Source organism: Roseateles toxinivorans (assembly GCF_004362525.1).
GTDB classification, from domain to species: Bacteria; Pseudomonadota; Gammaproteobacteria; order Burkholderiales; family Burkholderiaceae_C; genus Paucibacter; species Paucibacter toxinivorans.
Window position 1 is genome coordinate 1,211,910 of sequence record NZ_SNXS01000002.1, and the last position, 21,656, is coordinate 1,233,565.

Annotated in this window: 14 protein-coding genes and 2 pseudogenes; 10 read left to right on the forward strand and 6 right to left on the reverse strand. The window is 66.9% G+C overall.

The window, feature by feature from the left end; translation table 11 throughout:
- Positions 1 to 99: 99 nt before the first annotated feature.
- Complete coding sequence (locus DES47_RS11220; RefSeq protein ID WP_166651960.1) at positions 100 to 1,740, forward strand: outer membrane protein assembly factor BamB family protein; 1,641 nt, start codon at positions 100 to 102, stop codon at positions 1,738 to 1,740.
- Between the two features lie 20 nt (positions 1,741 to 1,760).
- Here DES47_RS11220 and DES47_RS11225 read toward each other — a convergent pair whose 3' ends face one another.
- Both DES47_RS11225 and DES47_RS11230 read right to left on the reverse strand, forming a co-directional pair.
- The gene (locus tag DES47_RS11225; protein ID WP_208114957.1) at positions 1,761 to 2,474 is read right to left on the reverse strand and encodes a PEP-CTERM sorting domain-containing protein; all 714 of its coding nucleotides are present in this window, start codon (positions 2,472 to 2,474) and stop codon (positions 1,761 to 1,763) included.
- A gap of 154 nt (positions 2,475 to 2,628) precedes the next feature.
- Entirely contained in the window at positions 2,629 to 6,180 is a 3,552-nt protein-coding gene (locus DES47_RS11230; protein WP_133700728.1) for an indolepyruvate ferredoxin oxidoreductase family protein, read from the reverse strand.
- A gap of 117 nt (positions 6,181 to 6,297) precedes the next feature.
- Here DES47_RS11230 and DES47_RS11235 point away from each other — a divergent pair, with 117 nt between their 5' ends.
- The 7 genes from DES47_RS11235 to DES47_RS11265 all read left to right on the forward strand — a co-directional run bounded on the left by DES47_RS11235 (position 6,298) and on the right by DES47_RS11265 (position 15,415).
- Positions 6,298 to 6,768 (forward strand): Lrp/AsnC family transcriptional regulator, encoded by a 471-nt coding sequence (locus tag DES47_RS11235; RefSeq protein ID WP_133700729.1) that lies wholly within the window; start codon positions 6,298 to 6,300, stop codon positions 6,766 to 6,768.
- Between the two features lie 108 nt (positions 6,769 to 6,876).
- Entirely contained in the window at positions 6,877 to 7,866 is a 990-nt protein-coding gene (locus DES47_RS11240) for a Bug family tripartite tricarboxylate transporter substrate binding protein (RefSeq protein ID WP_133700730.1), read from the forward strand.
- 108 nt (positions 7,867 to 7,974) lie between these two features.
- Entirely contained in the window at positions 7,975 to 8,760 is a 786-nt protein-coding gene (locus DES47_RS11245; protein WP_133700731.1) for a substrate-binding periplasmic protein, read from the forward strand.
- 25 nt (positions 8,761 to 8,785) lie between these two features.
- Positions 8,786 to 11,146 (forward strand): putative bifunctional diguanylate cyclase/phosphodiesterase, encoded by a 2,361-nt coding sequence (locus DES47_RS11250; protein WP_133700732.1) that lies wholly within the window; start codon positions 8,786 to 8,788, stop codon positions 11,144 to 11,146.
- A 157-nt stretch (positions 11,147 to 11,303) separates the two neighbouring features.
- Complete coding sequence (locus DES47_RS29575; protein WP_133700733.1) at positions 11,304 to 12,827, forward strand: methyl-accepting chemotaxis protein; 1,524 nt, start codon at positions 11,304 to 11,306, stop codon at positions 12,825 to 12,827.
- A 64-nt stretch (positions 12,828 to 12,891) separates the two neighbouring features.
- The gene (locus DES47_RS11260) at positions 12,892 to 14,106 is read left to right on the forward strand and encodes a 6-phosphofructokinase (RefSeq protein ID WP_133700734.1); all 1,215 of its coding nucleotides are present in this window, start codon (positions 12,892 to 12,894) and stop codon (positions 14,104 to 14,106) included.
- Positions 14,107 to 14,251: 145 nt separating this feature from the next.
- Positions 14,252 to 15,415, forward strand: a complete 1,164-nt coding sequence (locus DES47_RS11265; protein ID WP_133700735.1) for a tetratricopeptide repeat protein — start codon at positions 14,252 to 14,254, stop codon at positions 15,413 to 15,415.
- A gap of 4 nt (positions 15,416 to 15,419) precedes the next feature.
- On the opposite strand, the gene DES47_RS11270 is transcribed toward DES47_RS11265, so the two are convergent.
- From DES47_RS11270 to DES47_RS11285, 4 genes are all read right to left on the reverse strand, one after another.
- Positions 15,420 to 16,748, reverse strand: coding sequence for a hypothetical protein (locus DES47_RS11270; protein WP_425057429.1), 1,329 nt, complete (start codon positions 16,746 to 16,748; stop codon positions 15,420 to 15,422).
- An 18-nt stretch (positions 16,749 to 16,766) separates the two neighbouring features.
- Positions 16,767 to 17,834 carry a porin gene (locus DES47_RS11275; protein WP_166651961.1) on the reverse strand — a complete coding sequence of 356 codons (1,068 nt, stop codon included), beginning with the start codon at positions 17,832 to 17,834 and terminating at the stop codon, positions 16,767 to 16,769.
- A 148-nt stretch (positions 17,835 to 17,982) separates the two neighbouring features.
- On the reverse strand, positions 17,983 to 19,014 hold the full coding sequence (locus DES47_RS11280; RefSeq protein ID WP_133700738.1) for a patatin-like phospholipase family protein: 1,032 nt from the start codon (positions 19,012 to 19,014) through the stop codon (positions 17,983 to 17,985).
- An 85-nt stretch (positions 19,015 to 19,099) separates the two neighbouring features.
- Positions 19,100 to 19,960: an alpha/beta fold hydrolase gene (locus DES47_RS11285; protein WP_166651962.1), complete on the reverse strand. Its 861-nt coding sequence runs from the start codon at positions 19,958 to 19,960 to the stop codon at positions 19,100 to 19,102.
- Positions 19,961 to 20,483: 523 nt separating this feature from the next.
- Here DES47_RS11285 and DES47_RS11290 point away from each other — a divergent pair.
- A pseudogene (locus DES47_RS11290) lies at positions 20,484 to 21,446 on the forward strand (alkaline phosphatase PhoX); the annotation flags it as partial.
- Between the two features lie 39 nt (positions 21,447 to 21,485).
- Positions 21,486 to 21,575, forward strand: a pseudogene (locus DES47_RS29725) (PEP-CTERM sorting domain-containing protein); the annotation flags it as partial.
- Between the last annotated feature and the right edge of the window lie 81 nt (positions 21,576 to 21,656).

The following is a 21,656-nucleotide window of genomic DNA, read 5'->3' on the forward strand; positions in this document are numbered from 1 at the left end:
ACTCCGGTCAGAATGGTGGCTCGGGAGGGGTCACTCGGACATCAACAAGAACAGGCGCCGACTCAGGGACTCCGTTGTTCACTGTCATGGAGTCCTCTGATGCATATCCTCTTGGATGGCGGGCCGCTGATGCGCGCCTGTGTCTTTTTCTGCGTTCTGCTGTTGGGCGGCTGCGGTGGCAGCCCCGAAGACCTGCTGATCGACAAGAAGTTCAGCTTTGCGCTGTCGCAAGCCGAGTTCCGTTGCGAGGCCATGGTGGGCGGCGGCTGCGCCGATATCACGATCGCGGCCACCCCGCTGAGCGGCTATTCGGACGCCAGACCGTCCTGGACCGAGCGGGCCGACACCGCCGGAGCTTCGGTGGTGAGCCGGATCGACAGCCACAAGCTGGCCGATGGCAAATGGCAGCTGAGGATCGTGCTGAAGAACCATCTGCCGGTCGGCAGCTATGCGGGGGTGCTGGAGTTCACGCCCTTCGTCCTCTTTCCCCTCTTCGAGGAGTACCGCCCGGCCAGCCTGAGCTATCAGGTGACGGTCAGCTCGCCCCCGACCCAGAGGCCCGCGCTCAGAGCCTTGCCCGGTGCCGGAGACTGGCAAGGCTCGGCCGGCAATCCGGCACATACCGGGGCCGTGGCGGTCACGCTGGACGCGGGCAGATTCAGTCTGCGCGGGGTTCATGCGCTCCCCGGCAAGGGGGAGTTGAGCACGATGGTGGCGGCCAACCGCATGCTGTACCTGCGCCAGACCGAGCGGCCGGACACTCCGGGCCAGATCATCTATCGGTCCAGGCTGCTGGCGCTGGACGAGCAGGATGGCAGCCTGAAGTGGAGCTATGCCCACCCTGACGCGACCCGGCCCATGACCGCGCCTGCCGTGCAAGGCGCGCGCCTGATGGTGCTGGCCGATGGCGACAAGCTGATCAGCTTCGATGCGGTGAGCGGCGCCAAGCAGCACGAGGCCCTGCAACCCAGCACCGGCAGGACGCCGTTCTTTGAGGAGCTGGCACCGACCCTCGTCGGCGGCGCAGCCTATCTGGGGCGGGACAATGATCTCGTCAGTGCCGATTCGGTGACGGCCGTGCCGCGGTGGGCCCGGTCCTTTGGCGAGAGCGTGTTCAGGCGCCGTGCCGGTTGGGCCGCAGCGGTCAATCAGCAGATGGTGCTGGCGCCGAGCTTTGGGGCACTGAGGGCCTACGGCGTGGACGATGGCCGCGAGCTGTTCAGCGTCGGTCTGCCGGGCTTCTCGATGAGCGGCGTGGCGGTGCTGAACGAAGCTCCGGTGCTGGTGGATGACCGCAGCGCCCTGGTGCTGAACTACCGCGGCGCCCCAGGCCAGGATATGGACAATATCCTGAGCCTGGTGAACCTCGAAACGCGGAGCCTGGCCTGGTCGCTCCCGGGCAAGTTCGTCACCCATCCGGTCGTGGGCAATGGCGTGCTGTACGTGGGCAACCGTGCCAGCCAGCAGCTGGAGGCACGCCGGCTCAACGATGGCAGCCTGCTGTGGGCCTGGCCCTTGGCCGACGTGCAGGAAACCGGCTTCCGCGGCGGCCTGATACTGACCAACAATCTGCTGTTTGTCGCCGGTGAGCGCAAGGCCTATGCAATCGACCTGGGCACGCACAAGCCGGTCTGGAGCTTCCACCTGTCCGGCACCCTGGCCCTGTCGGCCAATGGCCTGCTGCACATCCTGAATCAGGACTCAGGGGCGCGCTGGTTGTCGACGATCAATTTGCACTGACGCGAGCCAACGCGCCGGTTTCAGCGCCGGGCCCAGCGCCGCCTGGCCAGCAGGCCGGCCACGCCCAGACCCATCATCAGATAGGTGGCGGGCTCGGGGATGGGCGTCTGCACCACATGGCCGGCCAGGCCGGCCGAGTCCATGCCTGTCAATACGAAGGACACGGTGGCGCCCATCATGACCTGGGTGGTGCCGAAGTTCAGCACGTTCGAGCCGCTGTAGGGGCCACAGAACACGGTGCTGCAGGCCTGGCCGACATCCACGCCCTTGTTGGTGGCCTTGAGCGTGGCATCAAAGTCCTGCGCCACCAGCACATTGGGGCCAAAGAAGGGTGCGAGGGTGACGCCGTCGCCCAGTCCATCGTTCAAGGTGTAGCTGATCTGGGAGTTCGCGCCGACGGTGCCGCTGAGCGATATCGGCGTCGAGAAGCCGAACGAGAAAACGACTGGATTGGCTGTGTAGTTGGCAACGCCGATCCCGAACAGGATCATCGGGTCTGGATCCATCCACAGATTGTCAATGCGCACGCCGCCCAGCGTGCCCTGGGCGACAAAGTCCTTGACCCAGCCCTTGCCGTCTTCGCTGACATTCATCGGCACGCTGAAGACCTCGTCGCCGATCGATACCCAAGCCGTGCAATCGCTGCCGCAGACGGCGTCTCGCGGATTGGCCAACGCCGAGCCCGAGACGGCCAATAGGGCCGCCGCCAGAAGTGTCTGAATAGCTTTGCTCATGGTCCGTTCCCCCGGGAGGTTGGTTGAATGCAAGCGAAACGCTTCAGGCCATGGAAACCGCAGCACGGATTTCGAGCCCCAGCCTGTTGAGGCTAGTTGGCAAGGAGCGAATTACAAGCCCCTAGTTCTAGGCGGTCTATTGGCAGTTCTGGGCTCACAGCTCGGCAACGCTTTTCACCCTGATCGGCACGGCGATGGTCTGGACTTGAGGCTCGGCGACGCGGCCATGGAAGCGGTCCAGCAGCGCCTGGCGCTGGGCCGTGGCGGTGACCACATTGGCGTGCTTGACATGGCCGTACCCGCGTATGGTCTCCGGCAGGCGGGCGAGCTTCACAGCCACGTCCAGCCGCTCGGCGTTGAGATGGGCGAGGACTTCGGCGATCAGCGCCTCGTACTCGGTGATCAAGCGGCGCTCCATGCGGCGCTCGTCGGTGCGGCCGAAGACGTCCAGCACCGTGCCGCGCAGGCCCTTGAGCCTGGCCAGCACGCGAAAAGCCTTCAGCATCCACGGACCGAACACCATCTTGCGGGCACGGCCGTCGGCACCGGGCTTGGACAGCAGCGGCGGCGCCAGGTGATAGCTCAAGGAGTCCCAGTTCTCGAACTGGGCCTTCATCGAGGCCTCGAACTGGCCGTCGGTGTAGAGCCGCGCGACCTCGTATTCGTCCTTGATGGCCAGCAGCTTGGCGTAGTAGCGGGCCACGGCTTTCGTCAGGCGCAGCGCGCCGCCGGCCTCGCCCAGGGCCAGTTCGGCCTTGCGCACCTGTTCGACCAGGGCGACGTAGCGCTGGGCATAGGCGGCGTCCTGGTAGTCGGTCAGCAGGCGGGTGCGGCGGGCGATCAGGCCCTGCTCGCCGTCAAGTGCGTCCCAGTCGATCACGGCGGTGGCTTCCTGCTTGCCGGCCAGGCGCAGCAGCGCCTGCGGGTCGGCGGCGGCCAGGCGGCCCAGGGCGAAGGCCGTCTTGTTGCCCTCGACGGCCACGCCGTTCAGCTCGAAGGCGCGCAGCAGGGCGGCCTCGCTGACCGGGATCAGCCCGCGCTGGAAGCAGGCGCCCAGCATGATGATGTTGGACGGCATGGTGTCGCCCATCAGCTCCTGGGCGATGGCCTGGGCGTCGATGCTGCTGACTTGGCTGTCGCCGGCGGCGAAGCGCATCTTCTGCAGCAGCTCGGGCGCATGCAGCTGCGCATCGGGGTTGCGCACGAACTGCGCGGTGGCGATCTCGTGTGTGTTGGCAATGATCACCGTGCGGCCGGGCTTGACGGTGCCCAGGGCGTCGCTGGACGCGCCAACGACCATATCGCAGGCCAATAGCACGTCGGCCTGTTGCGTGTCTATGCGCACCTGGTTCAAGAGGTCCTGCGTCGGCGCCACGCGCACGAAGCTCAGGACTGCACCGCCCTTTTGCGCAAAGCCCATGAAGTCCAGCACCGAGGCCTGCTTGCCCTCCAGGTGGGCGGCCATCGAGACCAGCGCGCCGACGGTGACGACCCCGGTGCCGCCGACGCCGGTGACCAGCAGATCGAACGGGCCGCTCCAGTCCCAGGGCTTGGGCAGACCGATGGCGGCCAGCTCACGTGCCATATCTTGCGCGGTGAAGCCCGAGCCGACGCGCTTCTTCAAAACTGCGCCGTGCACCGACACGAAGCTGGGGCAGAAGCCGTTGACGCAGGAGAAATCCTTGTTGCAGGAGCTCTGCTCGATATGGCGCTTGCGGCCCATATCGGTCTCCACCGGCACGACGCTCAGGCAGTTGGAGGCCACGCCGCAGTCGCCGCAACCCTCGCAGACCGCCTCGTTGATGAAGATGCGCTTCGGCGGATCGTAGAATTCCTTCTTCTTGCGGCGGCGGCGCTTCTCGGCCGCGCAGGTCTGGTCGTAGATCAAAACCGTCACGCCCTCGACTTCGCGCAACTGGCGCTGCACCGCGTCGAGCTCCGAACGGTCATGGAAGGTCGTGCCCGCCGGGAACTGCGACTCATGGCCCTTGTACTTGCTGATCTCGTCCGAGACGACGACCAGCTGCTTGACGCCCTCGGCCTCGACCTGGCGCGCGATCTGCGGCACGCTGATGCTGCCGTCCACCGGCTGGCCTCCGGTCATCGCCACCGCGTCGTTGTAGAGGATCTTGTAGGTGATATTGGTCTTGGCGGCGATGGCCTGGCGTATCGCCAGATAGCCCGAGTGGTAGTAGGTGCCGTCGCCGAGGTTCTGGAACACATGCTTCTCGGTCGTGAAGCGGCTCTGTGCCGCCCAGTCCACGCCCTCGGCGCCCATCTGTATCAGGCCCGAGGTGCCGCGTTCCATCCAGCTGGCCATGAAGTGGCAGCCGATGCCGGCCAGGGCCCGCGAGCCGTCCGGCAGCTTGGTGCTGGTGTTGTGCGGGCAGCCGGAGCAGAAATAGGGCTGGCGGCGCACCGCGTCGGCGGCATTGGACAGCAGGGTCGGCGTCTGGAAATCGACCACCAACTCGCGGCGGTCCAGCGCTGGGTTCAACCGCGCCAGCCAGTCGGCCACCATATTCATGATGCGCGAGGGGCGCAGCTCACCCAAGGCGCTGAGTACCGGCTTGCCGTGCTCGTCGCTCTTGCCTATTACCTTGGGCCGCTGCGCATCGGGCAGGTGGTAGAGCAGTTCCTTGATCTGGCGCTCGACCACCGGCGCTTTTTCTTCGATCACCAGCAGGTCGGTCAGGCCTTGCGTGAACTCCAGCATCCGCGTCGTTTCCAGCGGGAATACCAGGCCGACCTTGTAGACGCGCACGCCGGCAGCGGCCAGGGCGTTCGGGTCCAGGTCCAGCCGGCGCAGCACCTCCATGAAGTCGTAGTGCGCCTTGCCGACGGTGACGATGCCCAGCGTCGCATTCGGGCTGCTGACGATGTGCTTGTCGATCGAGTTGAGCTTGGCGAAGGCGCTGACCGCCTCCAGCTTGTGGGCCAGACGCGACTCCAGCTCCAGCGAGGGCAGGTCCACCGAGCGGATATGCAGATTCACCGGTGCCTGGTAGTCGATCGGGTGCTCGAAGTCCAAGGTGACCTGGTCCAGATCGACTGTCATGCCGGACTCGACCACCTCCGAGATCGCCTTGAAACCGACCCAGGCGCCGGAGAAGCGGGAGAGGGCCCAGCCGTAGAGGCCGAACTCAAGGTACTCGGCCACATTGGCCGGGTGCACGAGCGGCATGCTCCAGGCCTGCAGGGCCAGATCGGACTGGTGCGGCGTGCTGCTGGACACGCAGCCATGGTCATCACCGCAGACCACCAGCACGCCGCCCAGCGGCGAGCTGCCATAGACATTGGCGTGCTTCAGCGCATCGCCCGCGCGGTCCACGCCCGGGCCCTTGCCGTACCACATCGCGAACACGCCATCGACGGTGCGCTTGGGGTCCAGTCCCACGCGCTGCACGCCCAGGCAGGCGGTGGCGGCCAGGTCTTCGTTGATCGCGGGCAGGAAGTTGATCTGCGCGGCGTCGAGGAATTTTTTTGCCTTCCACATCTGCTGGTCGACCATGCCCAAGGGGCTGCCTCGGTAGCCCGAGACGAAGCCGGCGGTCTTCAGTCCGGCGGCCTCGTCCAGCGCCTTCTGCATCAAGGGCAGGCGCACCAGCGCCTGGGTGCCGGTCAGGAACACGGCGCCGTGGGTGGCGGCGAGGTTGTCCGACAGTTTGTAGTCGCGCAGCGCTGGGCAGGAAGCTAGTTCGGACATGGGCGGGCCCCGAGAAGTAAGTTGCGAGCGATTTTTCGCCAAATTGGCGAGGGATAGTTTCCCCAATTGGCCTGAACCGCGAATTCCGGAACCAGTATTTACTCCAAAATGGCGGATATGGAAAATGAACGTTTCGATCGCGCCACCAAGCTGATACTGCAGGAGCTGCAGCAGGATGGACGGCAGAGCACGCAGCAACTGGCCGACAAGGTCGGCCTGTCGGCCACGCCGGTCTGGCGGCGCATCAAGGAGCTGGAGGAAAGCGGCGTGATACGCCGCCACGTCGCCCTGGTGGACCGCGAGAAGCTCGGCCTCAACATCTGCGTGCTGGCCAATGTCAGCCTGGTGCGGCACAGCGACGGCGCGGTCGAGAACTTCGAGCGTCTGGTCAGCGCCAGCCGGGAGATCATCGAATGCCACGGCATCACCGGCGAGGCCGACTACGTGATCAAGGTCGTCGTGCCGGACATGAAGGCCTACGACCTGTTCCTGCAGAGCCAGGTCTTCAAGGTGCCCGGCGTGGCCAGCGTGCGCAGCAATGTGGTGCTGCGCGAGGTCAAGTACGAGACTGCGCTGCCTGTCGACTGAGTGGGCCGAGGGGGCCGGCCACACCTGTGCGCATTGCAAACCCGTTTGATGTGCGCCGTCATGGACAGACGCTAAGCTTGCCCGCACATAACAATCTCAGGAGATCACATGAGCTCATCCACCCATGCCTTGCAGCGTCGCGGCCTGACCCTGGTGCTGGCCTCAACCCTGCTCGGCTTCGGCGCGTCGGCCCCGGCCGCCGACTTCCCGGTCAAGCCTATCCGCTTCGTCGTGCCCTATGCGGCCGGCGGCACCACCGACCTGGTGGCGCGCACGGTGGGCCAGAAGGTGGCCGACAAGCTGGGCCAGCCGGTGGTGGTGGAGAACAAGCCCGGCGCGGGCGGTAATCTGGGCATGGACGCGGTGGCCAAGGCCCCGGCCGATGGCTACACCATAGGCTTTGGCGCGATCTCCACCAATGCGCTGAACCCGCATGTCTACAAGTCCATGCCCTTCGATCCGCGCAAGGACTTCACCGCCATCAGCCTGCTGGGCCATTCGACCATCGTGGTCGAGGTCAATGCGGCCTCGCCGATCAAGACCGTGGCCGACCTGATCGAGGCGGCCAAGAAGACCAAGGGCATGACCTACGCGACCGCCGGTGCCGGGACCTCGATGCACCTGTCGGCCGTGCTGTTCGAGCAGATGACGGGCACCGACCTGACCCACGTTGCCTACCGCGGCAGCGCGCCGGGCATCACCGATCTGCTGGGCGGCCATATCGGCCTGATGTTCGACAATCTGCCGGCCTCCCTGCCCCATATCCAGCAGGGCAAGCTGCGCGCGTTGGCGGTGGCTGGCAAGGCCCGCTCGGCATCGCTGCCGAACGTGCCCACGCTGGCCGAGGCCGGCCTGCCCGGCTATGCCGTCGATCCCTGGTTCGGCGTCTACGGCCCGGCCGGGCTGCCGGCGCCGGTGCTGAAGGCGCTGAGCCAGGCCTTCGTCGAGGCGCTGGCCCTGCCCGAGGTCAAGGACAAGCTGGCACAGGCCGGTTTCACGCCGCGCAGCTCCAGCCCGCAGGAGCTGGCGGCCCTGGGCGCCAGCGAGTACGAGCGCCTGGGCGCGGTGGCCCGCAAGGCCAATATGACGACCGATTGACGCCGTTGGGCGTGGATTGCGGAAACACTCCACGTTTGAGTGTGGTTTGCCGCCCTCCGTGCACCTCGGCCCTCGGTTAAGCTGCCAGCTTCCTTGAGGGGCTTGCCGATGCGTTTGTCTTCTCGCCTGTTGGCCGTTCTGGTCGGTCTCTGTGCCGCTGCCGCCGGAGCTGCGGAGCTGCCTGATTGCTCCCGGCCGTTGAGCCTGGCCCTGCACGATCACGGGCTGCTGTACTCGGCGGAATCCGGTGAGGGCATAGACAAGGATGTCGCCGACGAATTGATACGCCGCAGCGGCTGCAAGGTCAACGTCAGCTTGATGCCCCGTGCCCGCATCTGGCAGCTGATCGAGTCGGGCGCGCTCGACTTCAGCCTGTCGGGCATCACCAATCCGGCGCGTGACCAGTTTGCGGCCTTCGCCTGGTACTTCTCCAACAAGTACTACCTGCTGCTGCGCCGCGATGCCGGTGTGGTCAAGCGTGCCGACTTCGAAAGCAACCCGGCCCTGAAACTGGGCGCCATCCGCGGCTTTCGCTACAGCGCCACGGCGAATCGCCTGGTCGACAAGCTCGAGGCCGAGCGCCGCGTCAGCTATGCCGGCACCTTGGGGCCGCTGTACCAGATACTGCTCGAGAACCGCGTCCAGGCGATGATCATCGAGCCCTTCGACTATCCGACCCTGGAAACCGAAAAGTTGCGCGCCCAGACGCAGATCATCGAATTCGACGACCCGCCCGTGCCCCATGGGCTGATCATGTCCAGGAAGGCGCTGTCGGCCACCGAACAGCAGCGCTGGCGGGCGCTGATGGACGGCATGCGCGCCGACGGCACCGTGCTGCGCATCTTCGAAAAGTACTTCAAGCCCGAACTGGCGCGCGCCATGACGCAGTTCTGATTCGGGCCGCCCCTTGAAGCGTCTGGTGCATCTGTCTGTATCGCTGGCTCTGGGACTGATGTGCCTGGCGGCCACCTTGGCCCTTTGGCGCCACGAGCAGGCGGTGACGCAGAAGAACCTGTGGGCCAATTTCGACTTTGCCCTGCGCCAGAGTGCCAACCGCATCGAGCAGCGCATGGCTGCATTCGAGCAGCTGTTGCGAGGGGCCCAGGGCCTGTTCGACGCGTCGGACCTGGTCGAGCGAGAGGACTTTCGCCTCTACGTCGATGTGGCCCTGTCGGGCACCAATTTCAGCGGCTTGCAGGCCCTGGCCTTCACGCCCCGGCTTCCGGGCGAGGGCCTGGGCGACTTCGTGGCCGCGCAACGGCGCATGGGTGTGTCGGGCTATCGGGTGTACCCGGAAGGTCAACGCGAGTGGCACGCACCGGTGGTCTATATCGAACCGTTCTCTCGCCTGACGGAGCGCGCGCTGGGCTTTGACGCGCTGAGCGAGGCGGCGCGCCGCGAGGCCATGTTCAAGGCCCGTGACTCGGGTGCCATGGTGATGACGGGCAAGACCCGGCTGGTGACCGAGGCCGACGGCGAGGCTCCGGCGGCCTTCGTGCTCTTCTTGCCGCTGTATGCCAAGGGCAAGGTGCTGAACAATGTCGCGCAGCGTCGTGCTCATCTGACCGGTTGGGTGTTTGCCACCTTCCGCATGGGCGATCTGATGTCCGGCCTCTATGGAGAGGGCACGCCCGGACTGGATCTGAGCATCTACGATGGCGTGACCCTGAGCGACGAAGCGCTGATGTACCGCTCGGCGAAGACCGCCAACCCATCGGTCTCGCCAGACAAGGCGGCGCATGAATACATCGCCATGGCCAACCACACCTGGACCCTGGTGGCCAGCATGCGCCCCGAGTTCGAGCAGCGCTACAGCAGCAACTCGGCCGACATCATCGCCATCTCGGGCGTCGGCCTGAGCCTGTTGCTGAGCCTGCTGAGCTGGCTGCTGCTGACGGCCCGGGCCCGGGCCTTCGGCCGTGCCGAGGCCATGACGCGCGAGCTGCGCGAGAGCGAGGAGCGCATGCGCCATATGGCCCAGCACGACGCGCTGACCGGCCTGCCCAACCGCCGCACCTTCCGCGATCGCCTGGAGCAGGACGTCAAGAAGAGCCGGCGCGACGGCCTGCCGGTGGCCGTGCTCTTCATTGATCTGGACCTGTTCAAGGAGGTCAATGACACCCTGGGCCATGACCAGGGCGACGTGCTGCTGAAAGAGGCGGCGCAGCGCATCTGCCACTGCGTGCGCGAAGCCGACACGGTGGCCCGTCTGGGTGGTGACGAGTTCACCGTGATCCTGGCCGAGTTGCATGACCTGGCCCGGGTCGAGGCGATTGCCCAGCACATCAACCAGACCCTGGCCGCGCCGTTCGAGCTGCGCGGCGAGCAGGCCTATGTCTCGGCCAGCATAGGCATCACGCTCTACCCCCATGATGCGACCGAGATCGACGACCTGCTCAAGCAGGCCGACCAGGCCATGTATGTGGCCAAGGACGCCGGCCGCAACTGCTTCAGCTTCTTCACCCCGGCGCTGCAGGTGGCGGCCGTGGCACGGATGCGGCTGACCAATGACTTGCGCGGCGCCCTGGCCAACGAGGAGCTGCGCCTGTACTTCCAGCCGGTGGTGGACCTGGCCAGCGGCCGCATCCACAAGGCCGAGGCCCTGCTGCGCTGGGAGCACCCGACCCGCGGCATGGTCGGCCCGGCCGAGTTCATTCCGCTGGCCGAGGCCAGCGGCCTGATCCACGACATCGGCGAATGGGTGTTCCAGCAGGCCGCGCAGTGGGTCAAGCGCTGGCGCCAGGAGCTTGATCCCTACTTCCAGGTCGCGGTCAACCAGTCGCCGGTCGAGTTCCAGCGCCAGGGCCGGCGCAGTGCGCAGTGGCTGGCGCACCTGAAGACGCTGGGCCTGTCGGGCGGGGCCCTGGTGGTCGAGATCACCGAGGGCCTGCTGCTCGATGCCAGCCCCGGCGTGACCGAGCAGCTGCTGGAGTTTCGCGACGCCGGCGTCGAGGTGGCGCTGGACGACTTCGGCACCGGCTACTCCTCGCTGTCCTACATCCAGAAGTTCGACATCGATTATCTGAAGATAGACCAGAGCTTTGTGCGCAACCTCAAGCCCGGCGCCCGCGACGTGGCCCTGTGCAAGGCCATCATCGTGATGGCCCATGAGCTGGGCATCAAGGTCATCGCCGAAGGGGTGGAAACCGAGGCCCAGCGCGACTTGCTGGCCGCCGCTGGCTGCGACTATGGCCAGGGCTATCTGTTCGCCAAGCCGCTGGCGGCCGAGGCCTTTGACGCGCTGTTGGTGCGCCAGCGCGACGATGCGCTGGCGAATTGACCTGGATCAGGCCAATTCCATCACGTCCCTGCGCCCGGGCTGATTGATTTGTGGCCGCAGCGGCCGATAGTGCTTGGATAGCCGGTATCAAGACCGGCGTTCGCCTGACCGGAGTGTTCATGCTCCGCGTCCATCCTTGTCATCAGGAGTTTCATCCATGCGTTTCACCACCCGATTGCTGGTATGTTCAACGGTTCCGGCCGCCCTGTTTGTCGCCGCGTTGGCCACCAGTATCTGGGGCCTGACGCGCACCCAGTCGCAGTTCGATACCTATATCCGCACCGAGCAGGCCTTTGCCGCCGGCGTGTCGGAGATGTATGCGCAGGGTCTGCAGATGGGCCAGGCGCTGCGCAATGTGGTGCTGGATCCGGCCAACAAGAAGGCTTTCGAGAACCTCAGCGCGGCGCGGGCCGCCTATGAGAAGGCCGCCACCGAGAGCGCGCAGATTGCGGCCGGCACGCCATTCCAGAAAGATCTTGCGGCCCTGGAGCCGCTGCGCACCGCGCAGGCCCAGGCGCAGGAGAAGGTGCTGGCCCTCGTGGGCAGCGATGTGCCCGCGGCGATTGTCGTGCTCAACGGCGAGGAGACGCCGGCCTGGCGCCAGCTGCGCGCCGGCCTGCTCAAGCAGGTCGAGGCCTCGGCCAAGCAGTCCAGGCAAACCCATGAGGACGTCAACACCCGGGCCAACCGCACGACCTGGGTCGCCGGACTGCTGGCTGCGCTGGCGGTCGCCGTGGCCGGGGTGCTCTGCCTGATCCTGCAGCGCTCGGTGCGGCGCGAGCTGGGCGGCGACCCGGCCGAGGCGCGCGACGCCCTGCTGCTGATTGCCCAGGGCGATCTGTCCGCGCGTCTGACCACATCTGGCGCCGACGCCAGCCTGATGGGCGCCTTGGGCCAGATGCAGCAGTCGCTGCGCCAACTGGTCAGCCAGGTGCGCAGCTCGACCGACAGCATCTCCACCGCCTCCAGCGAAATCGCCACCGGCAACGCCGACCTGTCGACCCGCACCGAGCAGACCGCCAGCAATCTGCAGCAGGCGGCCTCGTCGATGGACCAGCTGACCAGCACCGTCAAGCAGACGGCCGACGCCTCGCGCCAGGCCAATCAGCTGGCCGGTTCGGCCGCCGAGGTGGCCGCCCGCGGCGGCTCGGTGGTGGCCCAGGTGGTGTCCACCATGGACGAGATCAACAGCAGCTCGAAGAAGATCAGCGACATCATCGGCGTGATCGACGGCATCGCCTTCCAGACCAATATCCTGGCGCTGAATGCGGCCGTCGAGGCGGCCCGCGCGGGCGAGCAGGGCCGCGGCTTTGCGGTGGTGGCTGCGGAGGTGCGCAGCCTGGCCCAGCGCTCGGCCCAGGCGGCCAAGGAGATCAAGAGCCTGATCGGCGCCTCGGTGGACAGGGTCGAGGACGGTGCCCGCCTGGTCGCCCATGCCGGCCAGACCATGCAGGAGATCGTCGGCTCGGTGCAGCGCGTCGGCGACATCATCGGCGAGATCACCGCCGCCACTTCGGAGCAGAGCGACGGCATCGCCCACATCAACGGTGCCGTCAATCAGTTGGACCAGATGACGCAGCAGAATGCCGCGCTGGTGGAGGAGGGCGCTGCGGCGGCCGAGTCGCTGCGCGACCAGGCGGGGCGGCTGGCGCAGGTGGTGGGCACCTTCAAGTTGGCGTAGGCAGGCGCTCCGGCCGTGCACAATGGCGCAGCGTCATTGTGCAAATGCCGAGGAGGCCCCGCCCATGTCATCCGGAAAAGTCCTGGTCGCCCAAGGCGGCGGCCCCACCGCCGTGATCAACCAATCGCTGGCCGGCGTGGTGCTCGAAGCGCGCCGCCATCACGGCATACAGCGGGTCTATGGCGCGCGCCACGGCGTGCGTGGCATCGTCAACGAGGATTTCTGGGACCTGACCCAGGAGACCAGCCACAACCTCGAGATGGTGGCCAACACGCCGTCCTCGGCGCTGGGCTCGACCCGCGACAAGCCCGACCTGAAGTACTGCCATGAGATCTTCAAGGTGCTGCGCGCGCACCAGATCGAGCACTTCTTCAATATCGGCGGCAATGACTCGTCGGACACGGTGCGCATCATCAGCGAGGAGGCCGCCAAGGCTGGCTATCCGCTGCGCTGCATCCACATCCCCAAGACCATAGACAACGACCTGGTCAGCAATGACCACACGCCGGGCTTTCCGTCGGCCGCGCGCTTTGTCGCCCAGGCCTTTGCCGGGGCGAACCTGGACAATGCCTCACTGCCCGGCGTCTATGTCGGCGTGGTGATGGGGCGGCATGCCGGCTTTCTGACCGCCGCCGCCGCCCTGGGCAAGAAGTTCCCGGACGACGGCCCGCACCTGATCTATCTGCCCGAGCGGGTGTTCAGCATCGAGCGCTTTCTCTCCGACGTGAAGGCGGTTTACGAGCGCCACGGCCGCTGCGTGATCGCCGTCTCCGAGGGCATACACGACGAGAGCGGCACGCCGATGCTGGTCAAGCTGGCCAAGGCGCTGGAGCATGACGCGCACGGCAATGTGCAGCTCTCGGGCAGCGGCGCGCTGGCCGATCTGCTGTGCGAGGAGATCAAGACGCAGCTGAAGATCAAGCGCGTGCGCGGCGACACCTTCGGCTATCTGCAGCGCTCCTTCATCGGCTGCGTGTCAGATGTGGACCAGCGCGAGGCCCGCGAGGTCGGCGAAAAGGCGGTGCAGTTCGCGATGTGGGGCAGCCGCGATGGCTCGGTGGCGATCAAGCGCACCGGCTACTACTCGGTGGATTACGAGCTGCTGCCGCTGGCCGAGGTGGCCGGCAAGACTCGGGTGATGGAGGACGAGTTCATCGCCGCCTCGGGCACCGACGTCACCGATGCCTTCCGCCTCTATCTGCGGCCGCTGCTGGGCTCGGGCTTGCCGGACGCCTTCCGGCTGCGCGCGCACAGCGTGCCCAAGGTGCTGGGCGGCTGAAGGTCGGCGGGCGCGGGGCCACCCATCCCCGACTTGCCGCCATTCGTCGCATGGGTATGCTGTGCCCGCCGAATCGGACTACGATTCTCCGAACAGCGCCGGTTCAGCTGCGGTGTCGGTGCTGCGGTACCTGGAGGCGATCACCATGAAATCCCTTGCAGCCATCGTCCTGGCGCTGTCGCTGGTCGCCTGTTCCAGCCCCCCGCTGCAGGCGCCGCCTGCGACCATGGGCCTGTTCGCCGACCAGGCCTTCGCGCCGCCCGCGAAACCCCCGGCGGCGATCGATGTGTTTGCGCTCAGCGACGAGATGCGCAGCTATCTGGCCAGCGGCGAGATGAGCAGCCAGCTGCGGCTGAAGGGTCGCCAGCGCGGCCTGATCGAGGCGCTCTACAACAAGAAGCAGCTGCGCCTGGAGTACGACTCGGCGCTCACCCGCAATGCCAGCGAGGCCTTTGCCGCACGCACCGGCAACTGCCTGTCGCTGGTCATCATGACCGCCGCCTTTGCCCGTGAACTCGGCATGGAGGTGCAGTTCCAGAGTGTGCTGACCGAAGAGGTCTGGGGCCGCAGCGGTGACCTGTACCTGTCCATGGGCCATGTCAATCTGAGCTTGAGCAAGCGGCGCAGCGAGGTGGTGGCCAGCTATCCCGAGGCCGATTCGCTGGTGGTGGACTTCATGCCCGCCGCCGACATCCGCGGCCAGCGCACCCGTGCGATCTCCGAGGAGAACATCGTCGCCATGTATATGAGCAACCGCGCCGCCGAGTCCCTGGCCGCGGGCCAGGTGGACGAGGCCTATTGGTGGATTCGCGAGGCCATACTGCGGGACCCCAAATACCTCAGTGCCTACAACACGCTGGGCGTGGTCTACCGCCGCCATGGCGACCTGCAGCGGGCCGAGCGGGTGTTCCAGCAGGTGCTGGAGCGCGAGCCGGGCAATACGCAGGTGATGGCCAATCTGGCTCTGACCCTTGAAGACCAGGGCCGTCTGGCCGATGCCCAGGTGCTGCGCACGCACCTGGCGCAGATCCAGCCGAACCCGCCGTTCAGCTACTTCAACCGCGGCCTGACGGCGATGCGCCAGGGCGACTTCAAGGCAGCCAAGCAGCTGTTCACCAAGGAGGTGGACCGCGCCGCCTACTACCATGAGTTCCATTTCTGGCTGGCCCTGGCCCACTACGCGCTGGGCGAGTTGCCCCAGGCCCGCCAGCAGCTGACCCTGGCGCTGGACAACACCACCACGCGCCGGGACCACGATCTGTACGCGGCCAAGCTGGACAAGCTCAGGGCCGCGTCCCGCGCGCATTAGGGCCCTAGCCCGGCCCGCGCCGCGCCGGTACCCGGTTCTCCAGCGGCGCGGGCCGGTAGTCGGCCTGGAATCTGCAGCTTGACGGGAAGCGCAGCGCCGCCATGCGGCAGCCGTCGGCCACCGCTGCCGGCGTCGGCTTGCGACCCTGGGTGACCCAGGCCTGCAGCGCGTCCAGCAGGGCCACATAGCTGGCGTCGCTGAGGTAGCTGTGCTCGCGGTCGTCGCTGAAGGTCTGCACCAGGGCGTCGGCGCGGCCGGCCTTGGCCATGGTGTCGGCAAACACCGACTGCAGTTCGACAAAGGCGATCGGGTCATGAATGCCGTGCACTGTCAGGACGGGCACCGGGATTCGGCCTGTCGGGTCGGCGTCTGCAGCGAAGCGTGCCACGGCCGCCGGGTCGGCCGCATAGCGCAGCACGCCGTCGTTCAGGGCCCGGTCGTCGGCCGAGCCCCGGTAGACCGCGCCGGTATTGCCGAACACGCTGGCGCCGGCGCTGCGCCTGGTCGCGATGTCCTGGAAGTGGAAGGTGGCCCAGTTCAGATGGCCCTGCACACTGCGCTCGGGAATGCCAATCACATCGACCAGGGTCTTGAGTTTGTGCGCCTGTTCGGCGCTGCGCTCGGCCGCCGGCCTGGCCAGGCCCAGGCAGTCGTTGCTGCGCTGCGCCAACTCGGCCGCGGTCAGCTTGCTGCTTTCGGGCAGGCCCATCCACAGCGGGTACTGCGGCTCGTCGGGGCGTGGATGGTTGTGGCACAGGTATTGGTAGACCACCCGCAGATCGAGCCGGAAATCGTAGGAGCGGGTGCCGCCGGCCAGCACGCCGCTGGTCAGCAGCACGCCGTCGTAGGGCTTGCCCGCGGTGAAGCGTTCGGCCCCCTTGGCCGCCACGCCGGCGCCCCATGACTGGCCGTGCAGAATCGTCAGCTTGGGCACCGCCACATGCCGGATGAAGATGCCGCGCAGGCGCTCGGTGTCCTCGGCCGCAGCCGTCACGGCCACACCACCTTGCCGGAAGCTTGAGGCCGCCCAGGCATAGCCGGCACGCGGCATGATGGACCAGCGCTGCAGGTCTTCGGCCACCCGCTTGGCTGTGGGTGCGCCCAGGAAGGGGCCGCCATGGGCATGCATGACCAGATGGCCGTTCCAGGCCTTGGGCATGGCAATCAGGTAGAAGGCCCCCGCGCTGTCCTGGCCGCCCAGGCATTGGATGTCAGCGCCGAGGCCGGCCGGGCAGGCCTGAGGCTGGGGCGCGGCCTCGGCCACCGGCGCCGCCTGGTGGGCGCAGGCCGCCAGCAGCGCAGCGGTCAGCCCCAGCGAAAGTCGTTGGATCATCGGCATTTTGTGTGGCTCCTAGAAGCTGTGGCGCAGGCCGAGGTCCAGGCCCGAACTGCTGCCGCCGGGCCGGGTGGGTGACAGGCCGGTGTTGAAGCGGGTGCCCGCGCCCTTGTTGTCGATGCGGGCGGCCGTCGCATACAGCGCCGTGCGTTTGGACAGGTCATGCACATAGCCGATGGCCAGATGCGTTGCGTCGCTGGCCACGCCGCTGGCCTTCAGCGTCGTGTAGGCAATGCGCACTTCGCCCTGGGCGCTGAGCTCCCATTGCGTGCCCAGCATCAGTGCGCGGGTGCGGGTCGCGCCGACCTTGTTCTCGCCCCAGAGGGCCATCAGCCTGGCCGCGCCGAGCTTGTAGTTGATGCCGGCATTGCTCTGTGTGTAGTCGCCGGTGGCGTAGCGGGTCTTGCCGATCGCGGCCGCCATATTCCAGCCACCGCTGCGCCAGCCCAGCCGCAGGCCCTGGTGATTGCCGTCCTTCGAGGTGGCCGCACCGCCAGGCTGCTCGCCGCTGGCCAGCATCACCGCGCCATACACGCCGGCGGCATTGGCGGGCAGGTGATAGCCGACCGAGTTGGACGCCCGCACGCTGGTGCGTACCGTCGTGCCGCCGGCATTGACCGGGTAGAAGAGCAGGCCCGAGCTGCCGACGCCGTTGGTGCCGAAGGGGTGCATGGACGTGGTCAGGTTGCTGAAGCTGGGCACATAGTCTCGGCCCAGGCGCAACTCGCCCCAGGGGCCCTGCAGCCCCACCGTGGAGCGCCGGCCCCAGGTCAGGCCGCCGCTGACCGAGTCCTTGTTGTTGGTGCTGGTGGCGCCGCTGGTGCCCGTGTCAACATTGATCGCCGACTCGATCCAGAAGTTGGCCTTGAGCCCGCCGCCCAGATCCTCGGTGCCGCGAAAGCCGATGCGGCTGGAGGTGTTGCCATCGCCGTTGAGCAGGGACTGGCCCGACGTGCCGCTGGCGCTGAGCCGGCTCAGGCCCAGGTCCAGCACGCCGAACACGGTGACCTGCGCCTGGGCGGCCAGGCTGAGGAAAAGTGCGGGCGCGAGCGCGGTCCCCGCGAGAAGGCGGTGCAGTTTCAAGTCTTGTCTCCTGGGTGTTTTTTGAACCTGGCCGAAGCGATTCAGGCCATGTCCGACACCTTAGAGATCGTGTGACATTGCGTCAAATATACCAACAACGCAATCTCAAGACGTTCTGTATATGTACTTGCTCTGCCCCGCCAGCCGCTCAATAGAACAGCGACGACAGGTCAACGCTGGAGCGCTTGCCCAGCGCGCCATGGTGGGCGTCCAGCCAAACCCGGGCGCGGCCTCGGCCCAGGCCCTTCAGACGTTCGAAGAACTTCTGGTTCGCCGCCAGCTTGGAGTCGGGCGAGAGGGCGCGCAGCACCTCCTCGTCCTCGATCAGATGAAAGTGCGCGCGCTGCACGCGCCGCTCCAGCCGCCCCAAGGTCACGAACCAGCTGGGCCTGACCTGTTGGCGCAGATGGGCGAACATGCGCATCTCGCGCAGAAAGGTCGAGTTGAAGGCGATCTCCAGCACCCGGGTCTGAATGTCGGTCGCGCTCAGCGGCGTCTGCGCATGCTTGAGCGGGCTCAGCAGCACCATCAGCAGGTCGGGCGCATGGCATTCGAAGAACAGCGGAAATACCGCCGGGTTGGCGGCGAAGCCGCCGTCCCAGTAGGGCTCGCCGTCGATCTCGATGGCGCGGTGCAGGGTGGGCAGGCAGGCCGAGGCGAGCAGCACGTCGGCACTCATCTCGGCATTGCGGAACAGCCGCAGCTTGCCGGTGTTGGCCTGGGTGGTGGCGACAAAGAGCTTGACCGGGCTTTGCGTGCGCAGGCGGGCGAAGTCGATCTGCGCCGTGACGATGTCGCGCAGCGGATTCAGGTCAAAGGGGTTGATCTGCTCGGGCGACAGATAGTGCGTCCACTGCAGCATCAGCTTGACCAGCGGCGACAGGCCGGTCTGCGTGCCGTCGGCCGAGGTTTGCGTCAGTTCCAGCGGTGCGGCGCCCGCCACCGCCGTCCAGAACTTCTGCAGGGCCTCGCGCGCGCCGTCGGGCCCGCCCACCATCAAGCCATGGGCCATGGCCAGCGCATTCATCGCGCCGGCACTGGTGCCGCTGATGCCTTCGAAGCCCAGCCGGCCGTCCTCCAGCAGCGCATCCAGCACGCCCCAGGTAAAGGCACCATGGGCGCCGCCGCCCTGCAGGGCCAGATTGATCGTATGGGGAGGGCGACGTTTGCCAAACTGCATGGATCGACCATACAGGGCTTTCCATGGGCTGTCCTGCTTGCGGTGTGACGCCCGCTACTGGTGCGTAGGTCTCGCTGTGCCGACCTCAGGCGGCGGCGCGCAAGGGCGTGGCCAGTGCACCGACTTGTTGCAGATGCGCCTGCATTTCGCCGACCACAGCGCTGCTGTGCGTCAGCGGGCCCATATGGCCGGCAGCGCTCAGCGTCAAGGTCTTCACCCGCGGCAGCGCGGCCTGCAGCAGCTCGGCCACCCGGGCGGCCGAGGCGCGGGTCTGTGCCCCCTTCATCAGCAGCACCGGCATGCGCAGCGCGGCCAGCAGCGGAGCATCCCAGGTGGCCGCGAACAGGGCCTTGAAGTGCAGCGGCACCGTGGCCATGCGCGTGGCCATGGTGGACCGCTGCACCTGGTTCATGCCGACCCAGGCCGATTCGCCCGACCAGTAGCTGGCAAACACACGGGCGGCCTCGAGCAGCTCGTCCTGGCGCACCAGGGCGGCCACGCTGGCGGCGACCTCCTCGACCTCGGCCAGCGCCGCATCGTCGGGGCTCGCGCGGCGCATCATGCCGAAGGCGACCGGTTCATACAGCGTCAGCGAGCGCACCCAGCGCGGCTGGCTCAGCGCCAGCTGCAGGGCCACTGCGGCGCCGTAGGAATGGCCGACCAGGTGCACGCCCTCGTGCGGCGCGCTGCGCTGGGCCGCATGGGCGATGCGGGCCACCGCCTGGGCATCGACCTGCAGGCTGGCCGGGGTGAAGGCCGGCCAGGCCGGGCTGCGGCCATGACCGTGCAGATCCACGCCCAGCATTTGGCAGCGGCCCGACAGGCTCTCGGTCAGCGCCCGCCATTGTCCATGGCTGCCGGTGCTGGAGTGTATGCAGACCACCAGCGGGCCATTGCCCTGGCTGTGCGAAAACAGTGACGGCAGTTGGGGGGCGATGGGCATCATGAGGTTGCTCCGTGCGGTGCTGGACAGGTGCATGCAGATTAGGCAGCGGCCGTATCAGCCAGGTTTCGGGCAGGGGGCGATTCGCTTCAATTGTTGCAAGGCCCGTGGGCAGCCTCGCCTGGTCCGTTCGGACTATGCCGGCGGTGATTCGCGCATCCCTGCGCAATATGCGCGGCTCAATATCGGCGGGCAGCTCGTTCCTGGGCCTGCACCCACTGATCACACCCGCCGGAGGATTTATCCCATGTTTCGCCTGAACCAACTCACTGCCCTGATCGTTGCAGCCGTCGCCGCCCAGGGCGCGATGGCTGCTGCCACGAACTTCGAGAACTTCACACCGCTGCTGACCAATGTCGCCGCCGGCTCGCTGCCGGAAAGCGCTCCGTTCCAGTTGTCCTCGCCCAATTTCAGCCAGAAGACGATTGCCGCCCGCGTCGCCGGCGCGGCCGATGACACCGGCAGCTGGGACATGGTGACCGCCAACGAGACCGGCGCCAGCGCCGGTCGTTACCTGTACTTCCCGATGGAAACCGGCGCCGCCGGCGTCAAGCGCATCGACCTGCAGACCGGCACCGCCACCACCATCGTCACTCCCGGCACCCAGGGCTTTGTCTCCGGCGACGCCTCGCGCTGGACTCCCTGGGGCAGCTACCTGACCGCCGAAGAGTCCTGGGGCAATGGCAGCACCAAGGGTCGCCTGTTCGAACTGACGAATCCGGTCACGACCACCGGTTCGGCCACCAGCAACTTCGTGCACCGCAGCATCCTGCCGCGCGTCTCGCACGAGGGCCTGGCCTTCGACAAGAACAACAGCCTGTACTTCATTGACGAGCTCAACGGCGGTTCGATCTACAAGTACACCTCGGCCAACCCGAATGCCAGCAACGGCGATGACTACTTCGCCAAGGGCCAGAGCTTCGTGATGCGCGTCGGCAGCGGCAACACCTTCGGCGGCACCGGCGCCGCTAGCTGGATCGCGCTGACCGATGTGAACGGCGTGGCCCTGCCCGGCGTCACGACGGTGCTGGGCGGCCAGATCGACGGCCGTGCCACCGCCAACCTGGCGGCCTTCAAGGGCACCGACTACAACCGTCCCGAGGATCTGGAAGTCCAGACCCTGGCCGACGGTTCGCAGACCCTGTATGTGCCGACCACCGACGCGCAGCAGGTGTTCTCCATTCACCTGAATACCGACGGCACCAGCACCGTCAAGGTGTTCGTGGACCGCAACACCATCAATGCGGCCACCGGCCTGGCCGTCGGCTCGGCCCTCACCAGCCCGGACAATGTGGCGATCGACGCCGCCGGCAATATCTATATCATCGAAGACCAGCCGGGTGGCGCGGCCGATATCTGGTTCGCCACCGATGCCAATCGCGACGGCGTGGCCGAGTCGATCAGCCGCTGGGCCTCGATGTCCACCATCGGCGCCGAGCCCACGGGCCTGTACTTCGACAAGTTCAACCCGAACGTGGCCTACGTCAACATCCAGCACCCGAACAGCGGCATCGACCGCATGATCCAGATCACCGCCGTGCCGGAGCCCGAAACCTATGCACTGATGCTGGCCGGTCTGGGCCTGCTGGGCGCCGTGGCCCGTCGTCGCAAGGCCTGAGGTTTCATTCGGTCACTCTGACCCTTGGGGCCTGGCGCTTGCGTCGGGCCCTTTTTTCTTGCGCGCGCGGCTAAGCTCGGT

What these genes read in the sequence shown, in the direction of transcription:
- DES47_RS11230 (WP_133700728.1), bottom strand. Translation starts at nt 6,180, where the DNA reads ATGTCCGAACTAGCTTCCTGCCCAGCGCTGCGCGACTACAAACTGTCG.
- DES47_RS11270 (WP_425057429.1), bottom strand. Translation starts at nt 16,748, where the DNA reads ATGATCCAACGACTTTCGCTGGGGCTGACCGCTGCGCTGCTGGCGGCC.
- DES47_RS11225 (WP_208114957.1), bottom strand. Translation starts at nt 2,474, where the DNA reads ATGAGCAAAGCTATTCAGACACTTCTGGCGGCGGCCCTATTGGCCGTC.
- DES47_RS11265 (WP_133700735.1), top strand. Translation starts at nt 14,252, where the DNA reads ATGAAATCCCTTGCAGCCATCGTCCTGGCGCTGTCGCTGGTCGCCTGT.
- DES47_RS29575 (WP_133700733.1), top strand. Translation starts at nt 11,304, where the DNA reads ATGCGTTTCACCACCCGATTGCTGGTATGTTCAACGGTTCCGGCCGCC.
- DES47_RS11285 (WP_166651962.1), bottom strand. Translation starts at nt 19,960, where the DNA reads ATGATGCCCATCGCCCCCCAACTGCCGTCACTGTTTTCGCACAGCCAG.
- DES47_RS11235 (WP_133700729.1), top strand. Translation starts at nt 6,298, where the DNA reads ATGGAAAATGAACGTTTCGATCGCGCCACCAAGCTGATACTGCAGGAG.
- DES47_RS11245 (WP_133700731.1), top strand. Translation starts at nt 7,975, where the DNA reads ATGCGTTTGTCTTCTCGCCTGTTGGCCGTTCTGGTCGGTCTCTGTGCC.
- DES47_RS11220 (WP_166651960.1), top strand. Translation starts at nt 100, where the DNA reads ATGCATATCCTCTTGGATGGCGGGCCGCTGATGCGCGCCTGTGTCTTT.
- DES47_RS11280 (WP_133700738.1), bottom strand. Translation starts at nt 19,014, where the DNA reads ATGCAGTTTGGCAAACGTCGCCCTCCCCATACGATCAATCTGGCCCTG.
- DES47_RS11240 (WP_133700730.1), top strand. Translation starts at nt 6,877, where the DNA reads ATGAGCTCATCCACCCATGCCTTGCAGCGTCGCGGCCTGACCCTGGTG.
- DES47_RS11260 (WP_133700734.1), top strand. Translation starts at nt 12,892, where the DNA reads ATGTCATCCGGAAAAGTCCTGGTCGCCCAAGGCGGCGGCCCCACCGCC.